Source organism: Acidobacteriota bacterium, from assembly GCA_016184105.1.
Taxonomy (GTDB): Bacteria; Acidobacteriota; Vicinamibacteria; order Vicinamibacterales; family 2-12-FULL-66-21; genus JACPDI01.
The window spans coordinates 24,897-45,618 of the sequence record JACPDI010000006.1; the positions used below are offsets into that span (position 1 = coordinate 24,897).

A 20,722-nucleotide genomic window follows, 5' to 3' on the forward strand; every position below is an offset into this window, starting at 1 on the left:
CGCCCTCAGTGAGTTCGTAAGCATTACCGCACGAGGACCGCATCTGGAGACGGCTGGTACGACCTCCCATCTGATCTTCCACGTTTCCGGAGATCTCCCGCTACCAGCTGCACTGGAGGTCAAGTCCTTCCGTCTCAAGCCGCCGCTGGCTAAGGAGTGGCGCGTCGCGCCGGTCATTGTGGTTGTGCTGCACCACTCCCAGGAATCCGGCCGCAGGGCAGTCGGCCATAACCTTCGTACGCTGCTCACGAAACACCCGGACGGTCGTGTTGTCCTTACTTCTCCGGAGCTCGCCAGAGAATCGCTCGTTGTTCTCCGTAGGCGGTTGTCCAAGAAGGAATCCGGTGCGCGCGGCCTTGAAGACACGTACGTGGGAATCCTCCTGCTGAGTAGGCTCGACCGGCGTTTCTATCCGATAAGACTTCGGGCTGACACCATGGGCAATTGAACGCGCGGTGCGGTTCGGAGTCATACGGCGTACCCCTGATGTCAGCCTGCGGCCTGAACTCAAGGCTCCTGGCTGCAGGCCCCCGATCGATGAGTTCCCTAATCTCTTGGTCCTTGTACTGCAGCTGATACAGCCTGGAGTAGATGCCGCGCCGAACATCTGAACAACCACGCTCGAACGGGAATCTCGTCCGACGGGAGCGGCTTGCTCATCCTCGCGCTCCCAGCCTGAAGCAACACCTGTGGAGATCAGCGGCGCTTAACGCCGCGGCCCGCGGCGATCCCGGCCGCTGCGGCGCTCGCTCCCCGGGCGCCGCTCGCCCGCCGCGGGCGCACCGAGCAGCGCCTTTCTCCGCTGGCTACTGCGCCGTTCCCGCGAGCGCCGTTCAACTCGCATGGTCGTCGCGGCAGCGGACGCCGCCGCCAGCTCGCGCTGAACCCGCACGGCTCGGCGCGAGGGGTCGAGCACTTCCAGCAGCCCCTCGTACAGCGACTTCACGCGAAGATCGTCCGGAGTTCGCGCGAGCTGCTCGCGCAGGTAGCTGGCCGCCGCCATGATGTTGGCGCGCTGCCAGACATGGTGCCCGGTCTTGAAGATCCCCGAATCCCCCATCGCTGCTCCCATTACAGAATCGAAATCACGGGTTCGAAACAGGAACTCCCGCGCGGATGAGTTCAGACCGATACTAGCGTAAAAGGACGCGTTTTGGCGCGCCGCTGCGCACCGGCCGCCGGTACCGGCCTTGCGGGAACCTCGACGGCACGGCTAAACTGCTGAACTGAAAACCCCCTGTTGACCTTGAGACGAGCAAGCGTTCTGACGCTGGTGGCCGTTGCGCTGGCTGCGTGCTTTCCTGCCGCGGCGAGCGCGCAGATCTATTCGTGGCGCGACGAGAACGGCCGGCTGGTGCTCTCCGATCGACCCCTGGGCGCGGTCGCCCGGACTTACGGGGTCCGCGAGTCGGCGATGATCCGGAGCACGCGCCGCGTGTCGATCGTGCGCGTCGGGCAGATCGCGCAGTACGACCCGCTCATCAGGGAGCACGCCGCGCGTGAGGGCGTCCGAGCGGATCTTGTCCGGGCCGTGATCCAGACCGAATCCGGGTTCAATCCGTTCGCACGTTCGTCCAAGGGGGCGCTCGGGCTCATGCAGCTCATGCCCCGGACGGCCTCCGAACTGGGCGTCGTCGACCCCTTCGATCCCGAGCAGAACATCCGCGGCGGCGTGACGTACCTCCGCCAGCTGATCGATCGGTATCGGAACAACGAAGAGCTCGCGCTGGCGGCATATAATGCGGGGCCGACCGCCGTGGATCGTTACGGCTCGGTGCCGCCGTATCGGGAAACGAGAAACTACGTCGCGAGGGTCCGCGGCCGCACCGCGGTCACGACGCGGTCGGGCAGCACCAGGATCTATCGCACGGTCGAAGTGATCGACGGCCGCGAAGTCGTCCGCTACTCGGACCGTCCCTCCAGCCGCTGAACGCTCGGCACCCCGCCCTCGACCCTGCGGCGTCATGAAGTCACGATGACCGACGACCTCAAGTCCGTCCGCCTCGACGTGTACCTCGATGTCGCATGCCTCTTCCGCACACGGTCGGAGGCCCAGCGTGCGTGCAGAGGCGGCAAGGTGGAGGTCAACCGCGTCAGCGCCAAGCCGCACCGCGAGGTGCGGATTGGCGATGAACTCGTGATTACCCGCCCCCTGGGGCGGAAGCAGCACGTGCGGATCGCCGGGCTGGCTGAGATCCACATCCCGAAGGCGGAAGCACGGCGCCTCTACGAAGATCTGACGCCGCCCCCGACGCCCGACGAGGTGGAAATGCGCCGGATGGCGAGGCTGGCGCGCCCGTTTATCAGCCCTTCGGGGTCTCCCGACAAGCGCGACCGCCGGCTGTTGCGAAAGATGCGCGGAAAAGGCTAGAATTGGTGGTTTGTAACGCCAAGTTCAGAGGGAATATTCAGTGGCCAACCACAAGTCTGCGCTGAAGGCGCACCGTCAGAATGTCAAGCGCCGCGAGGCGAACCGGCAGCAGCGCAGCAAGCTGCGCACCGCGTTGAAGACCGCGCGCGGCGGCAATGAAGGCAACGCCACCGGCAAGCCCGAGGACCTCGCGATGACCGTGTCGCTCATCGACAAGATGGCGGCCAAGGGCATCATCCACGACAACACGGCCGCCCGTTACAAGTCGCGGCTCGCCAAGCGCGCAGCGAAGACGGCCTAGCGCCGTCTGCGCGGCTCTCCGCACAGTTCCAGCACCAGCCGCTCGAGCAGGATTCGCGGGTCCCCGCCGGAGGATTTCAGGTCGAGGTCGGTGCGGAAGGCCGCCTGGACCGCCGCCGCGGCGGTCTGCGGCCGGACCCGAGGCAGTTTCTCCCGGACGAACCACGCCAGCTGCCCCAATACGATCACGGGCACGGCTCCCTCCTCCAGCGCCACGCCGAGCAGGCGCAGCGCCTCGGCAGCCTGCCCGCGCTCGATGGCGTTCACGATGGCCCAGGGATCCTGGACCCCCTCGCGGTCGCTGGAGACCGCCTCCACGTCCGCTTTCGTGATGGCGCGCTTCCCCTGCGCAAAGAGCAGCACGTGGTCGACGTCCGCCCGCAGCTTGCTGATGTCGCCGCCGCTCCGCTCCGCGAGCAGCTGCGCGGCGCCCGGCTCGAACTGCCGGCCCGTCGCGGACGCAGCCTCCCGGATGAAGGCGAGCGCGGTCCCGCCGCGCACGGGATCGCCCTCGCCCAGCCCCCGGCACTCGACGACGGTGGCGTTCTTGTAAAGCGCTTTGACGACGGCGGCCCCCTTGTGCACGTCGGCGGCAACGAACACGAGGACCGTGCTCGGGACCGGGTGCTTCAGGTACTCGACGAGGGGCGCGAGCGCGGCCTTGTCCTCGGCGCCGCCACTCGGCTTGTCGTCTTCGCCTTCCGCCTCGCCGGCCATCTCGGACGCTGAAAGCTTCTTCGGCTTCAGCCACTTCTCGGCGCGCAGGACGGTCACGACGCGATGGGGCGCCATCATCGGCGCCGTGCGTGCCGACTCGAGCACCGTGTCCGCCGTGAGGTCCTTGTCGGTCGCGTACACGCGCTCGCAGTTGAACGCGCGCAGCCCTTCTTCCACCGTATCTGACAGGGCCGTCGCCAGCGCGTCGAGCTGGCGGTCGTCGTCGCCGACCAGCAGATAGACGGGCTGGAGCTTCCCGCCGGAGATGTGGCTGCGGAGCGTCTCGGGGCTGGCGGTGGGCACCGCTAGAACGCTTCCAGGATGGCGCTGACGACCGCCCGGGCGAAGTTCTGCGCGATGCGGTCGAGCGCGTTCGCCTCCTGGCCGAAGAACGCGTTCACGTCGCTGGCCGCTTCCGCGTTGGTGACCTCGTATTCCTCGCGGAACTGCCATGACGGGTTCGACCAGAGGATCTTGTCGGCCTGAACGTCCTTGAACTCGAGCCTCGTCGTCACGACGATCGCGTAGCGCGTCGCCTGCTGTTGATCGTTGAAGCTCGACGGGGTCAGCGTGATCGACGTGATTTCGCCGGTGAGCACCGCGTCGGCCCCCGCCACCTCCGGGATGACGCGGTACCGGCCGCGGCCGATGAATTCCGAGCGCACGCGCTCGGTCAGCCGGCGCTCGATATCGAACACCGGCGTCGAATTGACGAACAGCGGCACGCCGATCGTGCGGATCGACTCGGGCAGGAACGATCCCCGCCCGGCAAGCGTGTAGCCACAACCCGCCGAGGACAGCGCCAGGACCACGAAGACCACCAAGCTCACAAAGGAGCGCACGCGGTTCATGCGACCACCACGGACACGAGCTTCCCGCCCCCCGCGACGACCACCTTCTTCACCTTCTTGCCGGCCGTGTGCGCCTGCACCTGGACATCGGACAGGGCGCGCTCCCGCAGCTCGTCTTCCGCGACGTCGGCGGGCACCGTCAGACGCGCGCGCACCTTGCCGTTCACCTGCACGGGCACGACGATCTCGTCGGCTCTGGCCACTCCAGCGTCGAACGCCGGCCAGCCGGCCGCCTCGATGCCTTCGGCGTGCCCGAGCCGCTCCCATAACTCCTCGGCCATGTGCGGCGCGAACGGCGAGAGCATGCGCACGAGCGCTTCGGCGGATTCCTTCAGCACGGCAATCGTTTCGCGCCGCTCGACGAGTCCGCGCTCCAAGGCTGCCTGGGCCTTGCGGCCGAGCAGCGAGCACTCTTCGCGATCGCAGAAGGCGTACAGCTCGTTCACCAGTTCCATCATCGCGGAGATCGCGGTATTCAGGTGCACGCGCGGATCCAGGTCCTGCGTCACGCGGCGGATCGTGTCGTGCGTCTTCCGTCGCAGCGCGCGCTCGGCAGCATCGAGCTGGAGCGCGCCGGGCGCTGGGATCCCCTCGCCGCCGATGGTGTCGGCCACCTGGTCGATCAGCCGCCAGACCCGAGCCAGGAACCTGAAGCTGCCCTCGAGCCCGGCGTCCGTCCACTCGATTTCCTTCTCGGGCGGCGCGACGAACATGATGTAGGTCCGCAGCGCGTCCGCGCCGTACTTCTGGATCATGTCGTCGGGGTCCACCACGTTCCCCTTGGACTTCGACATGACCTGGCCGTCTTTGAGCACCATGCCCTGCGTGAGCAACCGCGTGAACGGCTCGTCGAACGCCAGCATCCCGAGGTCGCGGAACACGCGCGTGAAGAACCGCGAGTAGATCAGGTGCAGGATCGCGTGCTCGACCCCGCCGCTGTAGAAATCGACCGGCCCCCAGTACCTGACCGTGGCGGGATCGAACGGCAGCCGCTCGTTCCGGGGATCACAATAGCGGAGGAAGTACCACGATGAGTCGACGAACGTGTCCATCGTGTCGGTCTCGCGCTTGGCGGGCCCGCCGCACTTCGGGCACTGCGCGTTGACGAACTCCGGCACGTGCGCGAGCGGCGAGTCGCCGCGCCCGCTGAACTCCGCCACCTTCGGCAGCGTGACGGGCAGCTGGCCGTCAGGGACCGGCACGATCCCGTCCGTTGGACAGTAGATCATCGGGATCGGCGTGCCCCAGTAGCGCTGCCGCGAAATCCCCCAGTCCTTCAGGCGGTACTGCACCGTCGGCTCGCCGATGCCGCGGCGCCGTGCCTCCTCGGAGAGCCGCCCGCGCGCGGCCTCGGAGTCCAGCCCGTCATAGGGGCCGGAATTCACGAGCACCCCGTCATCCGATGCGGCCGCGACGAGGTCCTCATCCGCGGGAGCAGCGGCGCCGGGCGGGCGCACGACGACACGCACGGGAAGGCCATACTTGCGTGCGAACTCGAAGTCGCGCTGATCGTGGGCGGGAACGCCCATGACGGCGCCCGTGCCGTACTCACCCAGCACGAAGTTGGCGATCCAGACCGGCACCGGCTCGTTCGTGAACGGGTTCATCGCCGTCTTCCCCGTATCGAAGCCTTCCTTCTCGATCTCGCCGGTGAGGCGCGCCGTCCGGTCGAGAGACCGGAACTGTTGCGCGCGCTCGCGCAGCGACGGGTCGGCCCGGCTCCACTCGGCGACCAGCTCGTGCTCCGGCGCGAGCAGGACGAACGTCGCGCCGTAGATCGTGTCGATGCGCGTCGTGAACACGTCGATGGCGCCGCCGTCCGGCAGCGCGAACTGCAGCCGCGCCCCGTCCGATCGCCCGATCCAGTTCCGCTGCATCGTCAGGACCTTTTCGGGCCAGTCCTGCAGGTGGAAGGTGGCGTCGAGCAGCTCGTCGGCGTACGCGGTGATGCGGAAGAACCACTGCTCCAGGTCGCGCGTGTCGACCGGCGTGCCGCAGCGCCAGCAGTCGCCGTCCACGACCTGTTCGTTGGCGAGCACCGTGTTGCAGCTCGGGCACCAGTTCACCGACGAACGGCGGCGGTAGGCGAGCCCCTTCTCGAACATCCGCGTGAACAGCCACTGGTTCCAGCGGTAGTACTCCGGCGTGCAGGTGGCGATCTCGCGGCTCCAGTCGTAGCTGATACCGAGCCGCTGGAGCTGTCCCTTCATGTGGGCGATGTTCTCCAGCGTCCACGGTTCGGGATGCGTGCCGCTCTTGATGGCCGCGTTCTCCGCGGGCAGCCCAAACGCGTCCCAGCCGAAGGGATGGAGGACGTTGAAGCCGCGCATCCGCTTCATCCGCGCGACCACGTCGCCGATGATGTAGTTCTTGACGTGGCCGACGTGCGCGTGCCCCGAGGGGTACGCGAACATCTCGAGGCAGTAGAACTTCGGCTTCGACGGATCTTCAGCGACCTGGAACGTCCCGCTCCGCTGCCAGCGGTCCTGCCACTTCTTTTCGATCGTTTGTGGTCTGTAGTCTGCCAACGGTTCTTCCTGAACCCTGAACCCTAAACCTTCACAACTATATCGCAGGCCAGTGCGCCTTCTGTGCCGCGCGGACCATGCCCAGCGCGGCGCGCGCGCGATCGCTCGTGCCGGACGGGTGAAACGAGATCGGCGAGGCGACCGCGTCGAGCTCGGTCAGGGTCGCGTCCAGGCACGCCGCGAGGGCCTCGAGGTGGTAGCCTCCCTCGGTGACTGCCGCGATGCGCCCGCCGCAGGCCCGCCGGGCGGCGGCATGCAGGCGGGCGATGATGGCGGCGTAGCCGGCCGTCGTGACGCGCATGCCTGCGAGCGGATCGCGCTCGTGCGCGTCGAAGCCGGCGGACACGATGACGAGATCCGGGGCGTACTGCTCGACGATCGGGCCGATGACCCCGTCGTACACGCGCCAGTAGTCCGCGTCGGTTGCGCCCACTTCGAGCGGCACGTTGACCGTGTACCCTGTCCCCTCCCCCCGTCCAACTTCGTCGGCGGCCCCTGTGCCCGGGTAGTACGGGTACTGGTGCGTGGAGAGGTACAGCACGCGCGGCTCGTCATAGAAGATCCACTGCGTGCCGTTGCCGTGGTGCACGTCGATGTCCACGACCGCCACGCGCGAGGCGCCGCGCGCCAGCGCGTCGGCCGCGGCTGCGGCCGCGTGGTTGTACAGGCAGAAGCCCATCGCGCGGTTCCGCTCGGCATGGTGCCCCGGCGGGCGGACGAAGGCCATCGCCGGCCCTCGCCCCTCCAGCGCGTGGCGCGCCGCCTCGATCGCGGCGCCGGCGCCAAGCAGCGCGATCTCGTGCGATTCAGGCGACGTGTAGGTATCCGGATCCAGCGCGACGGCGGATCCCTGCGTCCGGGCGATCGCATCCAGGTAGCCCTCTTCGTGCACGCGCGCCAGCTCCTCCCGCCTGGCGGGGCGCGGCGCCGCCACCGCGCCGCCGCGCTGACGCCAGCGGGCCGCCACCGCATCGAACACCTCGGCCCGTTCGGGCCGCTCGGGATGCCCCGGCGGCGGGGTGTGCTCGGCGAAGCGGTCGGAGGTGAATAAGAGAAGGGACATATGACACGCGTAGCCGCCGGCCTAAAGGCCGGCGGCTACAAGAGCAGGGCCGCCGCGCGCCTCTCGAGCGCCAGGAGCGCCTCCTCGAGTTCCAGGCGCTTCCGTTCGGTGAGATCTGCGTCAGGATCGCGGGGCACCTCGATCGGCGCGCCGATCGCGAGCGCCACCAGGCTGAACGGTTTCGGCACCTGCGTGCGATCCCAGCTGCGCGCCGTCCAGTGCCGGGCGGCCTCCGCGTGGAACGGGAGCAGAGGGTTGCCGGTCGCTCCCGCCAGCCACACGGCACCCGCCTGCGCTTTGCGAGCGGGTCCCCGCGGCCCGTCGACGGTGAAGCCGGCGGCCTTCCCCGCCGCCATGTCGCGGCGCAGCTGCAGGAGCGCCCTCTGCCCGCCGCGTGACGTCGATCCGCGCGCCGTGCCGTAGCCGAAGCGCTCGATGATCCGCGCGATCCACTCGCCGTCAAAATTCTCGCTGGTGATGACGACGATGCCGCGGCGGCGAAAGAACCAGGTGGCGGGCAGGATTCGGCCGTGCCAGAAGGCCATGACCGGAGGACGCCCCGAACGCTCCAGCGCGTCCAGGTGCTCGCGCCCGTCCACACGCCATCGCAGCGTACGGCCCAGGGCAGCGATGAGCGGATAGCCGGCGAGCGCGATCGACGCCGCCGTCACCCGCTGGCGCGCTGTCAGCCGCGCGCGCGCGGCAACCGCCCGTTGACGAATGTCATGAGGTCGACGAATTGGACCTCGCTTCCCGGCGCGCTGGCCTGCGCGCCCTTGAGCATGATGGAGCAGAACGGGCAGGCGGTGACCACCGTCCCCGCGCCCGTCTCCTGCAGCTGCTTGAATCGCACGTCGCTGATGCGCGCGCCCGGCTCCTCTTCCTTGTCCGCGAAGAGCAGCCCCCCCCCGGCGCCGCAGCAGTACGGGTTTTCGCGGTTGCGCACCGGCTCCCGCACGTCGGCGCCGAACCGCGCCAGCAGGCTCCTCGGCTCGTCGACTTTCCCGCCGTAGCGCGCCAGATAGCACGGGTCATGATACGTGACCGCTCCGTCCGGCCCGTCACCGCCGGCGGCCAGGCGAAGGTCGCGCGTGACCTCTTCAACGAACACCGCTGAATGGACGATTTCCACTTCGTACCCGAACCGCCGGTAATCGTCGCCGATCGTCTTGACGCAGTGCGGGCACGACGTCACGATCTTCTTCGCCTTCGACGCCTTCAGGTCCGCGATGTTGGCGTTGGCCAGCTCCTGGAACATGTACTCGTTGCCGGTGCGCTTGGCGGGATCTCCCGTGCAGCGTTCCTTCGCGAGCACGCCGAACCGCACGCCGCGCGCGCGGAGGATCTCGAACAGCGACCGGAACGATTTCTGGTAGTCGGCCTCGAACGCGCCGGCGCACCCGAGCCACACGAGCACGTCGTGCCTGGCCGGGTCGAAGGTCTCGAGCGCGGCCGATTCCACGAACTTCTGCCGCTGGTCGTACCCGAGTCCCCAGATGTTGCCGCGGCGCTCGAGGAGGTTGTACATCGCGCCCAGGTACTCCGGCGCATCGCCGTTCGAGACGAGTCCGCGGCGCGATCCGATGAGGATCGGCAGGTGCTCGATCCCCACGGGGCACTGGTTCTCACACGCCCCGCACGTCGTGCACTGCCACAGCGCCTTCTCCGTGTAGATCTCCGCGAGCGTCGCGTCGCGTTTCCCGGCCAGCAGCGCGTCCTCGGTGCTGAGGATGATCGTCTTCGGGTTCAGCTCCTTGCCGGCACCCCACGCGGGGCAGTTCACCTGGCACCGGCCGCACTCCACGCACGTGAACGCGTCGAGCACCATCTTGCCGGCCAGGTCCTTGATCGTTTCGAGCCCCACCTCCTCCTTTTCGAAATCGAGGTTCGGCACGTTCCCCAGCTGCGGCGACCTGAGGAAGACCGTAATGGGCGAGAGCAGCAGGTGCAGGTGCTTCGACCCGGGGATGAGCGACAGGAACGCGAGGATGACGATGGCGTGCACCCACCAGTTCACGCGCCCCGCAACCGACGCCTCGTCGAGCCTCCATCCCAGGAGAAACGTCGCCATCAGGGTGGCAATGAACAGCGCGATGACGACCGACTCGAGCGACACCTTTTCGCCCAGGCCGGCCGGCCTCACGAACGCCCGCCTGATCAGCAGGTAGACGATGCCCGCCAGGACGGCGATGGCAAACGGTGTGAGGGCGGCGCGGTAGGCGCGGAACCAGCCGGCGTGGGTCAGATCGGCGATGCCGAGCCCCTTGAGGAACTCGGCGAGCGTGTACAGCCCGAACGCCACGAACCCCCAGAACACCAGGGCGTGCGCGATGCCGGCGACCGGGCGCTCGACGATCGTCTTCCGCTGGCCGACGACATCAACGAGGAACCGCCAGACGCGGAAGCCCGGGCGTTCGAGAGAAAAGTTGTTGGGGGCCGCGGCAATGAGGCGGACGCGCGTCGCCATCTGCGCGGCAAACGCGCCCACGAACAGGACCACCAGCACCCAGAGGGCGAGCGTTTCCATGCGGGCCGCCGAAAGGCGGCGTCACTCCTTCAACGCAGTCGTCAGCGCTGGGACGACGTCGAACAAGTCGGCGACGATGCCATAGTCGGCCACCTCGAAGATCGGGGCGTCGGGATCCTTGTTAATCGCCACGATCGTCTTCGAGCCCTTCATGCCGACCAGGTGCTGGATCGCCCCGGAGATTCCAAGCGCCAGGTACAGCTTCGGCGCCACCGTCTGTCCCGAGCTTCCCACCTGGCGTTCCATCGGCAGCCAGCCGGCGTCGCAGATGGGGCGCGAGGCCGCGACTTCCGCGCCGAGGGCGTCGGCCAGCGCCTGCACCAGCGGCAGTCCCTCGGGCCCCTTGATGCCGCGCCCCACGCTCACGATGCGCTCGGCCTGGGAAAGATCGACGGCCTGCCGCGCTTCCTTGAACGGCGCCTCCGGCTTCTGGCGGATGGCTGACGCGTCCACGGCCGCATCGACGGTGCGAACCGCGGCCCGCCGGCCGCTCTTCTTGAGCGCATCGACCCGGAACGCCCCGATCTGGATCGTCACGAGGTGCGGCGTCGGACCGTCGGCAACGACGTCGGCGTTCAGCTTCCCCTGGAAGACCGGCCGCGTGAACGCGCGGCCGTCGCCATGGGCCTTGATCGCGGTGCAGTCGGTGATGAGCGCCCGCTCGAGGCGCGCGGCAAGCTTCGGCGCGAAGTCGCGCGTCTGGTACGTGTGCGGCAGCACGACGAGGCCGGGCTCGGCGTCACGAATGAACGCGGCCAGAGCCTGCACGTACCCGTCCGGCGTGTAGAGATCGAGCGCCGCGTGCTGAAGCGCGATGACTTCCGCGACCTCCGCCGCCGCAAGCTCCGCGGCCGCCGCGCCGACCTCGCGCCCGGCGATGGCGACCTTCACGTCGCCGCCGATCGACTGCGCGGCGACGATGGCTTCCCATGACGCCCGGTTGAGCGTCCCGCCCGTCTGTTCCGCGATGACGAGGATGCCCGCCATGGCTAGATCACCCTCGCATCGTCACGGAGCGCCCTGACGAGCTGCCTGGCCGCATCCGCCGCGGAGCCGCCGATCATCTCGGTCTTCTTCACCTTCTGCGGCGGATACAGGTCGACGATGCGCTGGCGCGCCGCAAGGCCGGCGGGCGCCGGGACCGTGCGGATTTCCTTCTTCTTCGCGGCCATGATGCCCTTGAGCGTCGCGTACCGGAGCTGGTTGATGCCGCTCTGGATCGTGAGCAGCGCCGGAAGAGGCATCGTGACGAACTGGAACCAGCCGCCCTCCAGCTCGCGTTTGACCCGGAGGCTGCCGCCATCCGCGTTGACTTCCATGATGATCGTGGCGTGCGGGATGCCGAGATTCTCGGCGAGCACCACGCCGACCTGGCCGAAGCCGTGGTCGTCGGACTGCAGGCCCGTGAGCACGAGGTCGAAGGCCTCGTCCTTGATGGCGGAGGCGAGCGCGCCCGCCATCGAAAACGCGTCGCCGGATCCCAGCTCCCCCTCGACGTGGATGGCGCGGTCGGCGCCGCGCGCCAGCGCCTCGCGGATGACCTGCGTCGCGCGGGCGGGGCCGGCGCTGCAGACGACGACCTCGCCGCCGTGCTTTTCCTTGAGGCGCAGCCCCTCTTCGAGCGCGTAGGCGTCAGGCTCGTTCAGCTCGAATGTCGCGTCCTGGTCGCGGATCCAGGTCTTTTGCTCGTTGACGCGGATCTGCGACTCGCGCGTGATGACCTGCTTGATGCAGACTGCAATCTTCATCGTATGGTGGTCAGTGGGCAGTGGTCAGTGAGCAGTGGTCGTTCTGGCCACTGATCACCGGCCGCCGGTCACTACTCCTCGTACCTCTTGAACAGCAGCGCCCCGTTCGTCCCCCCAAAGCCGAAAGAGTTCGACAGCACGTACCGGACGGTCGCCGCCCGGGCCGTGTGCGGCACGTAATCGAGGTCGCACTCCGGGTCCGGGTTGTCCAGGTTGATCGTCGGCGGCAGCATCTGCCGCTTGACCGCGAGCGCGCTGATGCCCGCCTCGAGCCCGCCGGCCGCGCCGAGCAGGTGCCCCGTCATCGACTTGGTGGACGAGATGGCCAGCTTCCGCGCGTGGTCGCCGAAGCACTTCTTGATCGCCAGCGTCTCGAGCTTGTCGTTGTACGGCGTGGAGGTGCCGTGCGCGTTGATGTAATCGACCGCAGACGGCTCGATCCCGGCGTCCTTCAGCGCGGCGCGCATGACCCGGACGCCACCGTCGCCATCCTCGGACGGCGCGGTGATGTGGAACGCGTCGGCCGACATGCCGTAGCCGACCAGCTCGGCATAGATGGCCGCGCCGCGCGCCTTCGCGAACCCCAGCTCCTCGAGGATGATGACGCCCGAGCCCTCACCCATGATGAAGCCGTCGCGCTCGGCGTCGAACGGCCGGCTGGCGCGCTCGGGCTCGTCGTTGCGCGTGGAGAGCGCGCGCATCGCGGCAAAGCCGCCGACGCCCATCGGCGTGATGGCGGCCTCGGATCCGCCGGCGATCATCACGTCCGCCGAGTCGCGCCGGATGATTTCGTACGCGTCGCCGATGGCGTGCGCGGAGGCGGAGCACGCGGTGCACGTGGCGGAATTGGGCCCCTTCGCGCCGAACCGGATGGAGACCTGGCCCGCCGCGAGGTTGATGATGGCAGCCGGAATGAAGAACGGCGAGATTTTCCGGGGCCCTCCCTCGAGCAGCGCCTTGTGCTCACGCTCGATGGTGCTGAACCCGCCGATGCCGGACGCGATGAACACCCCCACGCGGGGGGCGATGTCCTCCGTCACCGAGAGCCGCGCGTCGTCCATGGCGAACTGCGAGGCCGCGATGGCGTACTGGATGAAGACGTCCATCTTCTTGACGTCTTTCTTCTCGAGGAACTGGAGGGGGTCGAACCCCTGCACTTCCCCCGCGATGCGGCAGGCGTGCTGCGCAGCGTCGAAACGCGTAATCGGGCCGATCCCGCTCCGGCCGGCGCAGAGCGCGTCCCAGTTCGTTTCCGTCCCGACACCGAGCGGTGACACCAGCCCGACGCCCGTGACTACAACCCGACGACCCAATGGCCCCCCTACTTTTTCCCCTTGGAATGCGAGTCGATGTACTCGATCGCCTCGCGGACGCGCGTGATCTTCTCAGCGTCCTCGTCCGGGATCTCGATCCCGAACTCCTCCTCGAACGCCATCACGAGTTCGACGGTGTCGAGCGAGTCGGCGCCCAGGTCGTCCACGAACGACGCATCCGGCGTCACTTCTTCTTCGTCGACCCCGAGCTGCTCCACGATGATGCTCTTGACTTTGTCTGCAACCGCCACGTGCTTCCTCCTTGAACGCTCGCGGGGCCCAACCCCGCTCGCCCGCGCTCGGCGGTCCCGCGCTGGAGCGCAGGACTCCCTTCCAGCGCCTCGCGCGAGCCGCAGGCGCTCTACATGTACATCCCGCCGTTGACCGCGAGAACCTGTCCCGTAATATACGATGCCGCGTCCGACGCCAGAAAGCAGACCGCCGACGCCACGTCCTCCGGTGTTCCGAGACGGCCCAGCGGGATCTTCGAGGCCCACGTCTCGCGCGCGCTCGCGGTGAGCGCGCGGGTCATGTCCGTGTCAATCAGCCCGGGCGCGACGACGTTCACCGTGATCCCGCGCGAGGCCACTTCGAGCGCCAGCGCCTTGCTGAAGCCGATGATGCCCGCCTTCGAGGCCGCGTAGTTCGCCTGCCCCGCGTTGCCGGCCTGCCCCACGACCGAGCTGATGGAGATCACCCGGCCGGCCCGCTGCCGGACCATCGGCTTGAGCACCGCCTGCACGCACGAGAACATCGCCGTCAGGTTGGTCGCCACCACCGCGTCCCAGTCCTCGCGCTTCATCCGGAGCATCAGCTGGTCGCGCGCGATCCCGGCATTGTTCACCAGGACGTCGACCCGGCCGAACCGCTCCAGCGCCCCGGCGACCATCCGGTCGATCGACTCGCGATCGGTCACATCCACCGACGCCAGCTCCGCGTGCCCGCCGGCCCCGGCGATCTCGTCCACCGTCGCACGCGCGTTCTCGCCGCGCGAGGCCGCCACCACCGTCGCCCCCTGCCCGGCCAGCATCCGGGCGGTGGCCCGGCCGATACCCCGGGACGCACCGGTGACGATGGCAATGCGGCCCGAAAGATTGATCATAGAGTTTTCAGGGCCTCAGCGGCCGCGAGCCCCGATTCGTCCTCGACGTTGGCCAGGCGGGCGCCCCGGTCGATCTTCTTCACGAGACCGCTCAATACCGTTCCGGGACCCACTTCAACATATGCGCGGACGCCCTCGGACGCAAGCCGCTTGACGACGTCTTCCCAGCGGACCGGGGCGGAGACCTGCCGGATGAGGGCGTCGATGGCCGACGCGGCGTCCCGTTTCGGGACGGCGTCCACGTTGGCCACGACCGGCACCCGCGGATCCCGCGCGGCCAGGGCGCGCAGCTCAGGGGCGAGCCGTTCCTCGGCGGGCGTCATCAGCGCGCAGTGGAAGGGGGCGCTCACGGCCAGTGGAATGACACGCTTGGCGCCCAGCGCCTTTGCGCGGTCCCCCGCCCGCGCCACGGCGTCCGCCGATCCCGCGATGACCACCTGCCCCGGGGAGTTCAGGTTCGCCGGGCTCACCACGTCCCCCTCTGCGGCCTCGGCGCAGGCCTGCTCGACGAGCGCCGCGTCCAGCCCGAGAATCGCGGCCATGGCGCCGCGTCCGACCGGCACCGCCTCCTGCATGTAGCGACCGCGGTTTCGCACGACCCGGACCGCGTCGGCAAACGCGAAGGTGCCCGCCGCCACGTGCGCCGAGTACTCGCCGAGGCTATGGCCGGCCACCATCGACGGCTCGAGGCCGCGCGAGGCCAGCAGCCGCTGAACGGCGACCGACATCGTCAGGATGGCAGGCTGGGTGTTTTCCGTGAGGGTGAGCGCGTCTTCGGGGCCTTCGAAGATGATGCGGCTGAGAGCGATGCCAAGCGCGGCGTCAGCCTCTTCGAACGTCTGGCGGCAGACCGGAAACGCGTCGGCGAGCGCCCTGCCCATGCCGACGCGCTGCGAGCCTTGCCCGGGAAACAGAAACGCGATCATGAATGAGCGACCTGGATGTCCTCAGCGATGCGCTCGACGAACCCCATGGCGGCCAAGCGAAGCGCCAGCGCGATCCCGTTACGGATCGCGCGCGCGTCGGAGCGCCCGTGCCCGATGACACACAATCCGTGGACGCCGACGAGCGGCGCGCCGCCGTACTCCGCGTAATCCAGCCTGCGGTGGAGGCGCTCGAACGCGCGTCGCGCGAGCAGGAATCCGGCGCGCGCGGTGACGGTTCGCGACAGCTCCTCGTCGAGCAGCCCCGCGATCGCCGAGGCCAGGCTCTCGCTGACCTTCAGGGCGACGTTTCCCGTGAACCCGTCGCACACGATCACGTCGGCGTGACCCGAGTACACGCCGCCGGCGTCCAGGTTGCCGACGAAGTTCACGGGCGATCCGCGCAGCAGGCGGTGCGCCTCGCGCGTCAGATCGTTTCCCTTGGACTCTTCCTCGCCAATCGACAGCAGGCCGACGCGCGGGCTGGCCACATCGAGCGCCACGCGGGCGACGACAGTCCCCATCGCCGCGAACTGGAACAGGTGATGCGGCCGGCAATCCACCGTCGCACCGGCGTCGAGCAGCACGGCCCTGCCGGACTTGGTCGGAATGATCACCGCAAGCGCCGGGCGATCGACCCCGGGCAGCATGCCAAACGCGGCGTGCGTCGCCAGGACCGCGGCCCCCGTGTGACCGGCGGAAAACACGGCGTTGGCCTCACCCCGCGTCACCGCCTCCGCCGCCACGCGGATCGACGAGCGCGGTTTCGCGCGCAATGCAGCCATGGGCGCCTCGCCCATCGCGATCACGTCGTCGGCGTGCCGCACCTCGATGTCGAGTCCGCCGGTCTCGTGCCGCGCCAGTTCGGCACGGACGGCGTCTTCGCGGCCGGCCAACACCAATGCCGCACGCAGGTCGCGGGCCGCCGCAAGCGCCCCTTCAACCGCCGCACGGGGCGCGAAATCGCCCCCCATCGCGTCAACGGCTATGCGCATTCAAACAGTGGGCAGTGAACAGTGGGCAGCGGGAAGGTGACCGGCACTCGGTGGCCGTTGGTCGCCGAACCCCGACGCCTCTGGTCCCTGGCCTCTGATCAGGCTTCCTCCACCTGCCGGGCCGGTCGTCCCTTGTAGTACCCGCAGTGCGGGCACACCTGGTGTGGGCGCTTGGATTCGTGACACTGCGGGCACTGGCCGAGCGTCAGCGGCTTGAGCGCGTCGTGAGCGCGCCGCTTGGCAGTTCGCGACTTGGAATGGCGTCGTTTTGGATTCGGCATTTTTTTAGCCCTCGCGGGGCGGCCTTCGCGCGGCGGCGTCGGTCATTCGAGTCGCAACTCTGCATCCGTGACGCCGCTTGCGCCTAGTTTGTCTTCTTCTCGTCGAGCAGCGACTTGAGGCCGGCGAGCCGCGGGTCTTCCCACGCCACCTTGCACTCACACGTCTCGCGATTCAGGTTCGTGCCGCACAGCGGGCAGAGCCCTCTGCAGTGCTCGTCGTGCAACGGTTTCATCGGCAGCGCCAGGTAAAACTGCTCGCGGAGCAGCCCGCCCAGGTCGATCGTGCCATCCCGGTAAAACGAGGTGCTCAGATCGTCGTCCTGGATCTCACGCTCCGGCTCGCCGGCGTTGTCCGCCTGCGGCAGGTACGACAGGTCGAAGGGCGCGTCGATCGGAATCCGGAACGGCTCCACGCATCGGCTGCATGCCGCTTCGAGCGTGGTCCGCGCCCGGCCGACGAGGCGAAACCTGTCCTCCCCCGCCTTCTGCACTTCCAGCTCGAGATGGATTGGCGCCACGACGTCGAACTCGTCCTCGCTCGTGTCGAGCGCGCTCTCGGGCCAGGTGTAGTCGAGCCGTTCCCGGGGCGACTGTATCTTGCTGAGTTCGAGCAACATCGCGGACATATAGTCGGCCCCGCCACCGGGCGGACGAAACCCCGATTATATCAAAGCTGAGGCAGAGGGTCACAAACCGGCCGACCGTAAATCGACCCACGGCCTGGGAATGAACAGCCGCTCGAAGAGGCCGATCGCGTAGCGGTCGGTCATCCCGGCGAGAAAATCGCGCGCCGCGGCATCCAGGCCTTCGGTGGCCATGGTGCGCTGGTCGAGGAACTCTTCGGGGCGCTCACGGACTTTCTCCCACAATCCGCCGAGAATCCCGGTCGCTTTCTTGAATTCCGCGGTGGCGATGCCGTTCTCGTAGACCGTTTCGAACAGGAAGCTCCGGAGCTGGAGGGTCGCGTCGAGGACCTCGTCGCTCATCCGAACTTCGGCCAGGTTTCCCTCGAGCGTCCGCAGCACGGCGTCGGTCACCATGGTGCCGATACGCTCGGAGGAGGTGCGTCCGAGTCGCTCGACGGCGGCCTTCGGCAGATCTTCGCCGGTCATCAGTCCCGCGCGGACGGCGTCATCGATGTCGTGATTGACGTAGGCGATGATGTCCGCCACGCGCGCAATCTGCCCTTCGATCGTGCTCGCGCGGTGTTCGGGCGGCGCGCCGACCGGCAGGCCGTGCTTCCCTTTCGAGTGCCGCGCGATGCCGTCACGGACTTCCCAGGTGAGGTTCAGGCCGTTGCCGTCGCGCTCCAGGACGTCGACGATGCGAAGGCTCTGCGCGTAGTGCTCGAAGCCGCCGGGCACGAGGGCGGCCAGCACGCGCTCGCCGGCATGACCGAACGGCGTGTGCCCGAGGTCGTGCCCGAGCGCGATCGCCTCGGTCAGCTCTTCGTGCAGGCGCAGCACCTTCGCGATGCTGCGGGCGATCTGCGAGACCTCGAGTGTGTGCGTGAGGCGCGTGCGATAGTGATCGCCTCGCGGCGCGAAGAACACCTGCGTCTTGTGTTTGAGCCGCCGGAACGCCTTGCAATGGATGACCCGGTCGCGGTCGCGCTGGAACACGGGGCGGATCGGGTCCTGGGGCTCGTCGCGGAGCCGCCCCCGGCTGTCGGCGCTCTTGGCCGCCTGCGGGGCCAGGAACTCGCGCTCGCGCTGTTCGAGCTGCTCGCGGATAAGGGGGACAGTCACACTTCTTCCTCCGATCGCGGGGAAGAAGTGTGACTGTCCCCCTTCCTGATCTCGCGCAGGAAGCTCGTCCCGTTGGCGAGCGGCCCGACGCCGAACAGATCCGCGAGCGTCTGCCCCAGGTCGGCGAACGTGCTGCGCGTGCCCACGTCGACCCCCTGTTCGACCTGCGGGCCGGTCACGAGCAGTGGCACGTACTCCCGCGAATGGTCGGTGCTTGGCGTTGTCGGATCGTTGCCGTGGTCCGCCGTGACGACCAGCAGGTCGCCCGCGCGCAGCCGCGGCAGGATCTCGGCAAGCCGCGCGTCGAAGCGCTCGATGTTCGCGGCGTATCCCGCCACGTCGTTGCGGTGGCCGAACTGCGTGTCGAAGTCCACGAGGTTCGCGAAAATCAGCCCGCGCTCGGTTTCCTCCATCATCCGCTCGACGACATCCATCCCCTCGTCGTCGCTCGCGGTGTGGATGGCGCGCGAGACGCCGCGGCCGGCGAACAGATCCTCGATCTTGCCGACGGCGACGACCGGCCATCCAGCCGCCTGGAGCCGGTCGAGGAGCGTCTCGCCGCGCGGCGGCAGCGCGTAGTCCTTGCGGTTGGCCGTCCGCGTGAAGCGCCCGGGCACGCCCACGAAGGGGCGCGCGATCACGCGGCCGACGCCGAGCCCCTCGCCGACCATCTCGTACGCCGCCTCGCAGAAGCGATACAGCTCCGGCACGGGAACGATCTCCTCGTGCGCGGCGATCTGGAAGACGCTGTCGGCCGATGTGTACACGATCGGCAGTCCCGTGCGCATGTGTTCCGCGCCGAGCGCATCGATGATCGCGGTGCCCGATGCCACGGTGTTGCCGAGCACGCGCCGGCCGATGCGTGCCTCGTAGGCTGCGAGCAGATCCTGGGGAAACCCCCGCGGAAACGTCGGAAACGGACTGTCGAGGACGATTCCAGCGATCTCCCAGTGCCCGGTCACCGAGTCCTTGCCGGCCGATGCCTCCGCCATCCGGCCGTAGCACGCGATCGGACTGGCGATCGGCTCGACGTCGCGCAGCGGCACCACGCGCGGCAGGCCGAGCGAGCGGAGCGTGGGAATCTGCAGCCGCCGGTTGCGGGCGATGTTGCCGAGCGTGTTGCTCCCCTGGTCTCCGTACGCGGCGGCGTCGGGCAACTCGCCGATGCCGACGCTGTCCATGACGATGAGGATGGCGCGAGTGAAAGACACTGATAAAAGGGGTCGGGAGCCTTTTTCGACGGGAATCGGTGGCCGAAAAAGGCTCCCGACCCCTTAGAGTCCCCCGATGACCTGTTCGGCCGCGTGCAGCGTGGCGGGATCTTCGCCGGCGCCGTGAATCCATCGTAGATTAGGCTCTTTCCGGAACCAGATCAACTGGCGGCGCGCGTAATGCCGGTTCTCCAGGACGATGAGCGCGCGCGTCTCCTGCTCGTCGCGCACGCCGTGCAGGTACTCGAGCACCTGCCGGTAGACCAGGCCCGTGAACGGGTGCGCGGCCTCGGGCAGCCCGCCCGCCAGCAGGCCTTTCACCTCGTCGATGATGCCGCGGGCGAACTGCGATTCGACGCGGCGCGCCACGCGGTCCGCGATGCGGTCGTTCGGCAGCGACAAGGCGATGGCCGTCACCGCGTAATCCGCGAGGGGGGCGCGCGTCTCGGCGAAATGCTGCGTGAGCGGGCGCCCCGTGAGGCAGTACACCTCCAGCGCGCGGACGATGCGCTTGAGATCGCGCGGCTGGATTCGCCGCCCCGATTCGGGGTCGATGCGCGCCAGCCAGCGATGCAGCCGCTCCGGGCCACGCTTCTCTGCGACGCGCACGAGCCGCGCGCGCATGCGGGAGTCGCGACCGGGTCCCGGAAAGAGCCCGCGCGTGAGCGCGCGGTAATAGAATCCGGTCCCGCCGACGAGAATCGGCAGCCGCCCGCGCGCGGAGATGTCCCGAACGGCCGCCTCCGCCTCGCGCGCGTATCGCGCGGCGGAGTACTCTTCGAGCGGGTCGGCGACATTCACCATGTGATGAGGGATGCCGCGCTGCTCGACGGGCGGCACCTTGTCAGTGCCGATGTCGAAGCCACGGTACACGGCCGTGGAGTCGCACGCGACGATCTCGCCGCCGAAACGGCTGGCGAGCGCAACGCCGAGGGCGCTCTTGCCGGTCGCGGTGGGGCCGAGAACCGCGAGGAGCCGCGGAGAGGCTGGTGTCGTCACGAGCCGAGGGCCGCGCTGCGCGCGAGCGCCAGCAGCGCGAGGAGC

22 protein-coding genes are annotated in these 20,722 nt (G+C 68.5%); 3 read left to right on the top strand and 19 right to left on the bottom strand.

What is annotated here, in order from left to right; genetic code table 11:
* Positions 1-706: 706 nt before the first annotated feature.
* Positions 707-1,060 (bottom strand): hypothetical protein, encoded by a 354-nt coding sequence (locus HYU53_01165; GenBank protein ID MBI2219798.1) that lies wholly within the window; start codon positions 1,058-1,060, stop codon positions 707-709.
* A gap of 204 nt (positions 1,061-1,264) precedes the next feature.
* Here HYU53_01165 and HYU53_01170 point away from each other — a divergent pair, with 204 nt between their 5' ends.
* The 3 genes from HYU53_01170 to rpsT are packed head-to-tail and all read left to right on the top strand — an operon-like array spanning position 1,265 to position 2,672.
* Positions 1,265-1,930, top strand: a complete 666-nt coding sequence (locus HYU53_01170; protein MBI2219799.1) for a lytic transglycosylase domain-containing protein — start codon at positions 1,265-1,267, stop codon at positions 1,928-1,930.
* A 45-nt stretch (positions 1,931-1,975) separates the two neighbouring features.
* Positions 1,976-2,371, top strand: a complete 396-nt coding sequence (locus tag HYU53_01175) for an RNA-binding S4 domain-containing protein (GenBank protein MBI2219800.1) — start codon at positions 1,976-1,978, stop codon at positions 2,369-2,371.
* 40 nt (positions 2,372-2,411) lie between these two features.
* Positions 2,412-2,672: a 30S ribosomal protein S20 gene (gene rpsT / locus HYU53_01180; protein MBI2219801.1), complete on the top strand. Its 261-nt coding sequence runs from the start codon at positions 2,412-2,414 to the stop codon at positions 2,670-2,672.
* Here the strand turns inward: rpsT and holA are convergent.
* From holA to miaA, 18 genes are all read right to left on the bottom strand, one after another.
* The gene (gene holA / locus HYU53_01185) at positions 2,669-3,691 is read right to left on the bottom strand and encodes a DNA polymerase III subunit delta (GenBank protein MBI2219802.1); all 1,023 of its coding nucleotides are present in this window, start codon (positions 3,689-3,691) and stop codon (positions 2,669-2,671) included. The two genes, rpsT and holA, sit on opposite strands and share 4 nt — an antisense overlap.
* Positions 3,692-3,693: 2 nt before the next feature.
* Complete coding sequence (locus HYU53_01190; GenBank protein MBI2219803.1) at positions 3,694-4,239, bottom strand: LptE family protein; 546 nt, start codon at positions 4,237-4,239, stop codon at positions 3,694-3,696.
* Entirely contained in the window at positions 4,236-6,767 is a 2,532-nt protein-coding gene (locus HYU53_01195; GenBank protein MBI2219804.1) for a leucine--tRNA ligase, read from the bottom strand. Before HYU53_01195 ends, HYU53_01190 begins: the two co-directional genes overlap by 4 nt.
* A 37-nt stretch (positions 6,768-6,804) precedes the next feature.
* Positions 6,805-7,830 carry a histone deacetylase gene (locus HYU53_01200; protein MBI2219805.1) on the bottom strand — a complete coding sequence of 342 codons (1,026 nt, stop codon included), beginning with the start codon at positions 7,828-7,830 and terminating at the stop codon, positions 6,805-6,807.
* Positions 7,831-7,865: 35 nt separating this feature from the next.
* The gene (locus tag HYU53_01205; GenBank protein ID MBI2219806.1) at positions 7,866-8,501 is read right to left on the bottom strand and encodes a lysophospholipid acyltransferase family protein; all 636 of its coding nucleotides are present in this window, start codon (positions 8,499-8,501) and stop codon (positions 7,866-7,868) included.
* Between the two features lie 14 nt (positions 8,502-8,515).
* The gene (locus HYU53_01210) at positions 8,516-10,357 is read right to left on the bottom strand and encodes a (Fe-S)-binding protein (GenBank protein MBI2219807.1); all 1,842 of its coding nucleotides are present in this window, start codon (positions 10,355-10,357) and stop codon (positions 8,516-8,518) included.
* 21 nt (positions 10,358-10,378) lie between these two features.
* Positions 10,379-11,344: an electron transfer flavoprotein subunit alpha/FixB family protein gene (locus HYU53_01215; GenBank protein MBI2219808.1), complete on the bottom strand. Its 966-nt coding sequence runs from the start codon at positions 11,342-11,344 to the stop codon at positions 10,379-10,381.
* Positions 11,345-11,346: 2 nt separating this feature from the next.
* Positions 11,347-12,105, bottom strand: coding sequence for an electron transfer flavoprotein subunit beta/FixA family protein (locus tag HYU53_01220; protein ID MBI2219809.1), 759 nt, complete (start codon positions 12,103-12,105; stop codon positions 11,347-11,349).
* A gap of 71 nt (positions 12,106-12,176) precedes the next feature.
* Entirely contained in the window at positions 12,177-13,418 is a 1,242-nt protein-coding gene (gene fabF / locus HYU53_01225) for a beta-ketoacyl-ACP synthase II (GenBank protein MBI2219810.1), read from the bottom strand.
* Positions 13,419-13,426: 8 nt separating this feature from the next.
* On the bottom strand, positions 13,427-13,669 hold the full coding sequence (gene acpP, locus HYU53_01230) for an acyl carrier protein (GenBank protein MBI2219811.1): 243 nt from the start codon (positions 13,667-13,669) through the stop codon (positions 13,427-13,429).
* Positions 13,670-13,779: 110 nt separating this feature from the next.
* Positions 13,780-14,520: a 3-oxoacyl-ACP reductase FabG gene (gene fabG, locus HYU53_01235; protein ID MBI2219812.1), complete on the bottom strand. Its 741-nt coding sequence runs from the start codon at positions 14,518-14,520 to the stop codon at positions 13,780-13,782.
* Positions 14,517-15,446: an ACP S-malonyltransferase gene (gene fabD, locus HYU53_01240; GenBank protein ID MBI2219813.1), complete on the bottom strand. Its 930-nt coding sequence runs from the start codon at positions 15,444-15,446 to the stop codon at positions 14,517-14,519. The genes fabG and fabD overlap by 4 nt, the downstream gene beginning before the upstream one ends.
* Complete coding sequence (gene plsX / locus HYU53_01245; GenBank protein ID MBI2219814.1) at positions 15,443-16,438, bottom strand: phosphate acyltransferase PlsX; 996 nt, start codon at positions 16,436-16,438, stop codon at positions 15,443-15,445. The genes fabD and plsX overlap by 4 nt, the downstream gene beginning before the upstream one ends.
* Positions 16,439-16,536: 98 nt before the next feature.
* A complete protein-coding gene (gene rpmF / locus HYU53_01250) occupies positions 16,537-16,719 on the bottom strand; it encodes a 50S ribosomal protein L32 (protein ID MBI2219815.1) in 183 nt (60 codons plus the stop codon).
* A gap of 83 nt (positions 16,720-16,802) precedes the next feature.
* Complete coding sequence (locus HYU53_01255; GenBank protein MBI2219816.1) at positions 16,803-17,336, bottom strand: DUF177 domain-containing protein; 534 nt, start codon at positions 17,334-17,336, stop codon at positions 16,803-16,805.
* A 69-nt stretch (positions 17,337-17,405) separates the two neighbouring features.
* Complete coding sequence (locus HYU53_01260; GenBank protein ID MBI2219817.1) at positions 17,406-18,452, bottom strand: deoxyguanosinetriphosphate triphosphohydrolase; 1,047 nt, start codon at positions 18,450-18,452, stop codon at positions 17,406-17,408.
* 11 nt (positions 18,453-18,463) lie between these two features.
* On the bottom strand, positions 18,464-19,648 hold the full coding sequence (locus HYU53_01265) for a phosphopentomutase (protein ID MBI2219818.1): 1,185 nt from the start codon (positions 19,646-19,648) through the stop codon (positions 18,464-18,466).
* A gap of 93 nt (positions 19,649-19,741) precedes the next feature.
* Positions 19,742-20,677, bottom strand: a complete 936-nt coding sequence (gene miaA, locus HYU53_01270) for a tRNA (adenosine(37)-N6)-dimethylallyltransferase MiaA (GenBank protein MBI2219819.1) — start codon at positions 20,675-20,677, stop codon at positions 19,742-19,744.
* Between the last annotated feature and the right edge of the window lie 45 nt (positions 20,678-20,722).

Excerpts from the sequence above, each read along its gene's own strand:
- HYU53_01190 (MBI2219803.1), bottom strand. The coding sequence starts at position 4,239 with ATGAACCGCGTGCGCTCCTTTGTGAGCTTGGTGGTCTTCGTGGTCCTG.
- HYU53_01220 (MBI2219809.1), bottom strand. The coding sequence starts at position 12,105 with ATGAAGATTGCAGTCTGCATCAAGCAGGTCATCACGCGCGAGTCGCAG.
- rpmF (MBI2219815.1), bottom strand. The coding sequence starts at position 16,719 with ATGCCGAATCCAAAACGACGCCATTCCAAGTCGCGAACTGCCAAGCGG.
- HYU53_01255 (MBI2219816.1), bottom strand. The coding sequence starts at position 17,336 with ATGTTGCTCGAACTCAGCAAGATACAGTCGCCCCGGGAACGGCTCGAC.
- HYU53_01200 (MBI2219805.1), bottom strand. The coding sequence starts at position 7,830 with ATGTCCCTTCTCTTATTCACCTCCGACCGCTTCGCCGAGCACACCCCG.
- plsX (MBI2219814.1), bottom strand. The coding sequence starts at position 16,438 with ATGCGCATAGCCGTTGACGCGATGGGGGGCGATTTCGCGCCCCGTGCG.
- fabD (MBI2219813.1), bottom strand. The coding sequence starts at position 15,446 with ATGATCGCGTTTCTGTTTCCCGGGCAAGGCTCGCAGCGCGTCGGCATG.
- fabG (MBI2219812.1), bottom strand. The coding sequence starts at position 14,520 with ATGATCAATCTTTCGGGCCGCATTGCCATCGTCACCGGTGCGTCCCGG.
- HYU53_01210 (MBI2219807.1), bottom strand. The coding sequence starts at position 10,357 with ATGGAAACGCTCGCCCTCTGGGTGCTGGTGGTCCTGTTCGTGGGCGCG.
- HYU53_01265 (MBI2219818.1), bottom strand. The coding sequence starts at position 19,648 with ATGGACAGCGTCGGCATCGGCGAGTTGCCCGACGCCGCCGCGTACGGA.
- HYU53_01175 (MBI2219800.1), top strand. The coding sequence starts at position 1,976 with ATGACCGACGACCTCAAGTCCGTCCGCCTCGACGTGTACCTCGATGTC.
- HYU53_01165 (MBI2219798.1), bottom strand. The coding sequence starts at position 1,060 with ATGGGGGATTCGGGGATCTTCAAGACCGGGCACCATGTCTGGCAGCGC.
- HYU53_01215 (MBI2219808.1), bottom strand. The coding sequence starts at position 11,344 with ATGGCGGGCATCCTCGTCATCGCGGAACAGACGGGCGGGACGCTCAAC.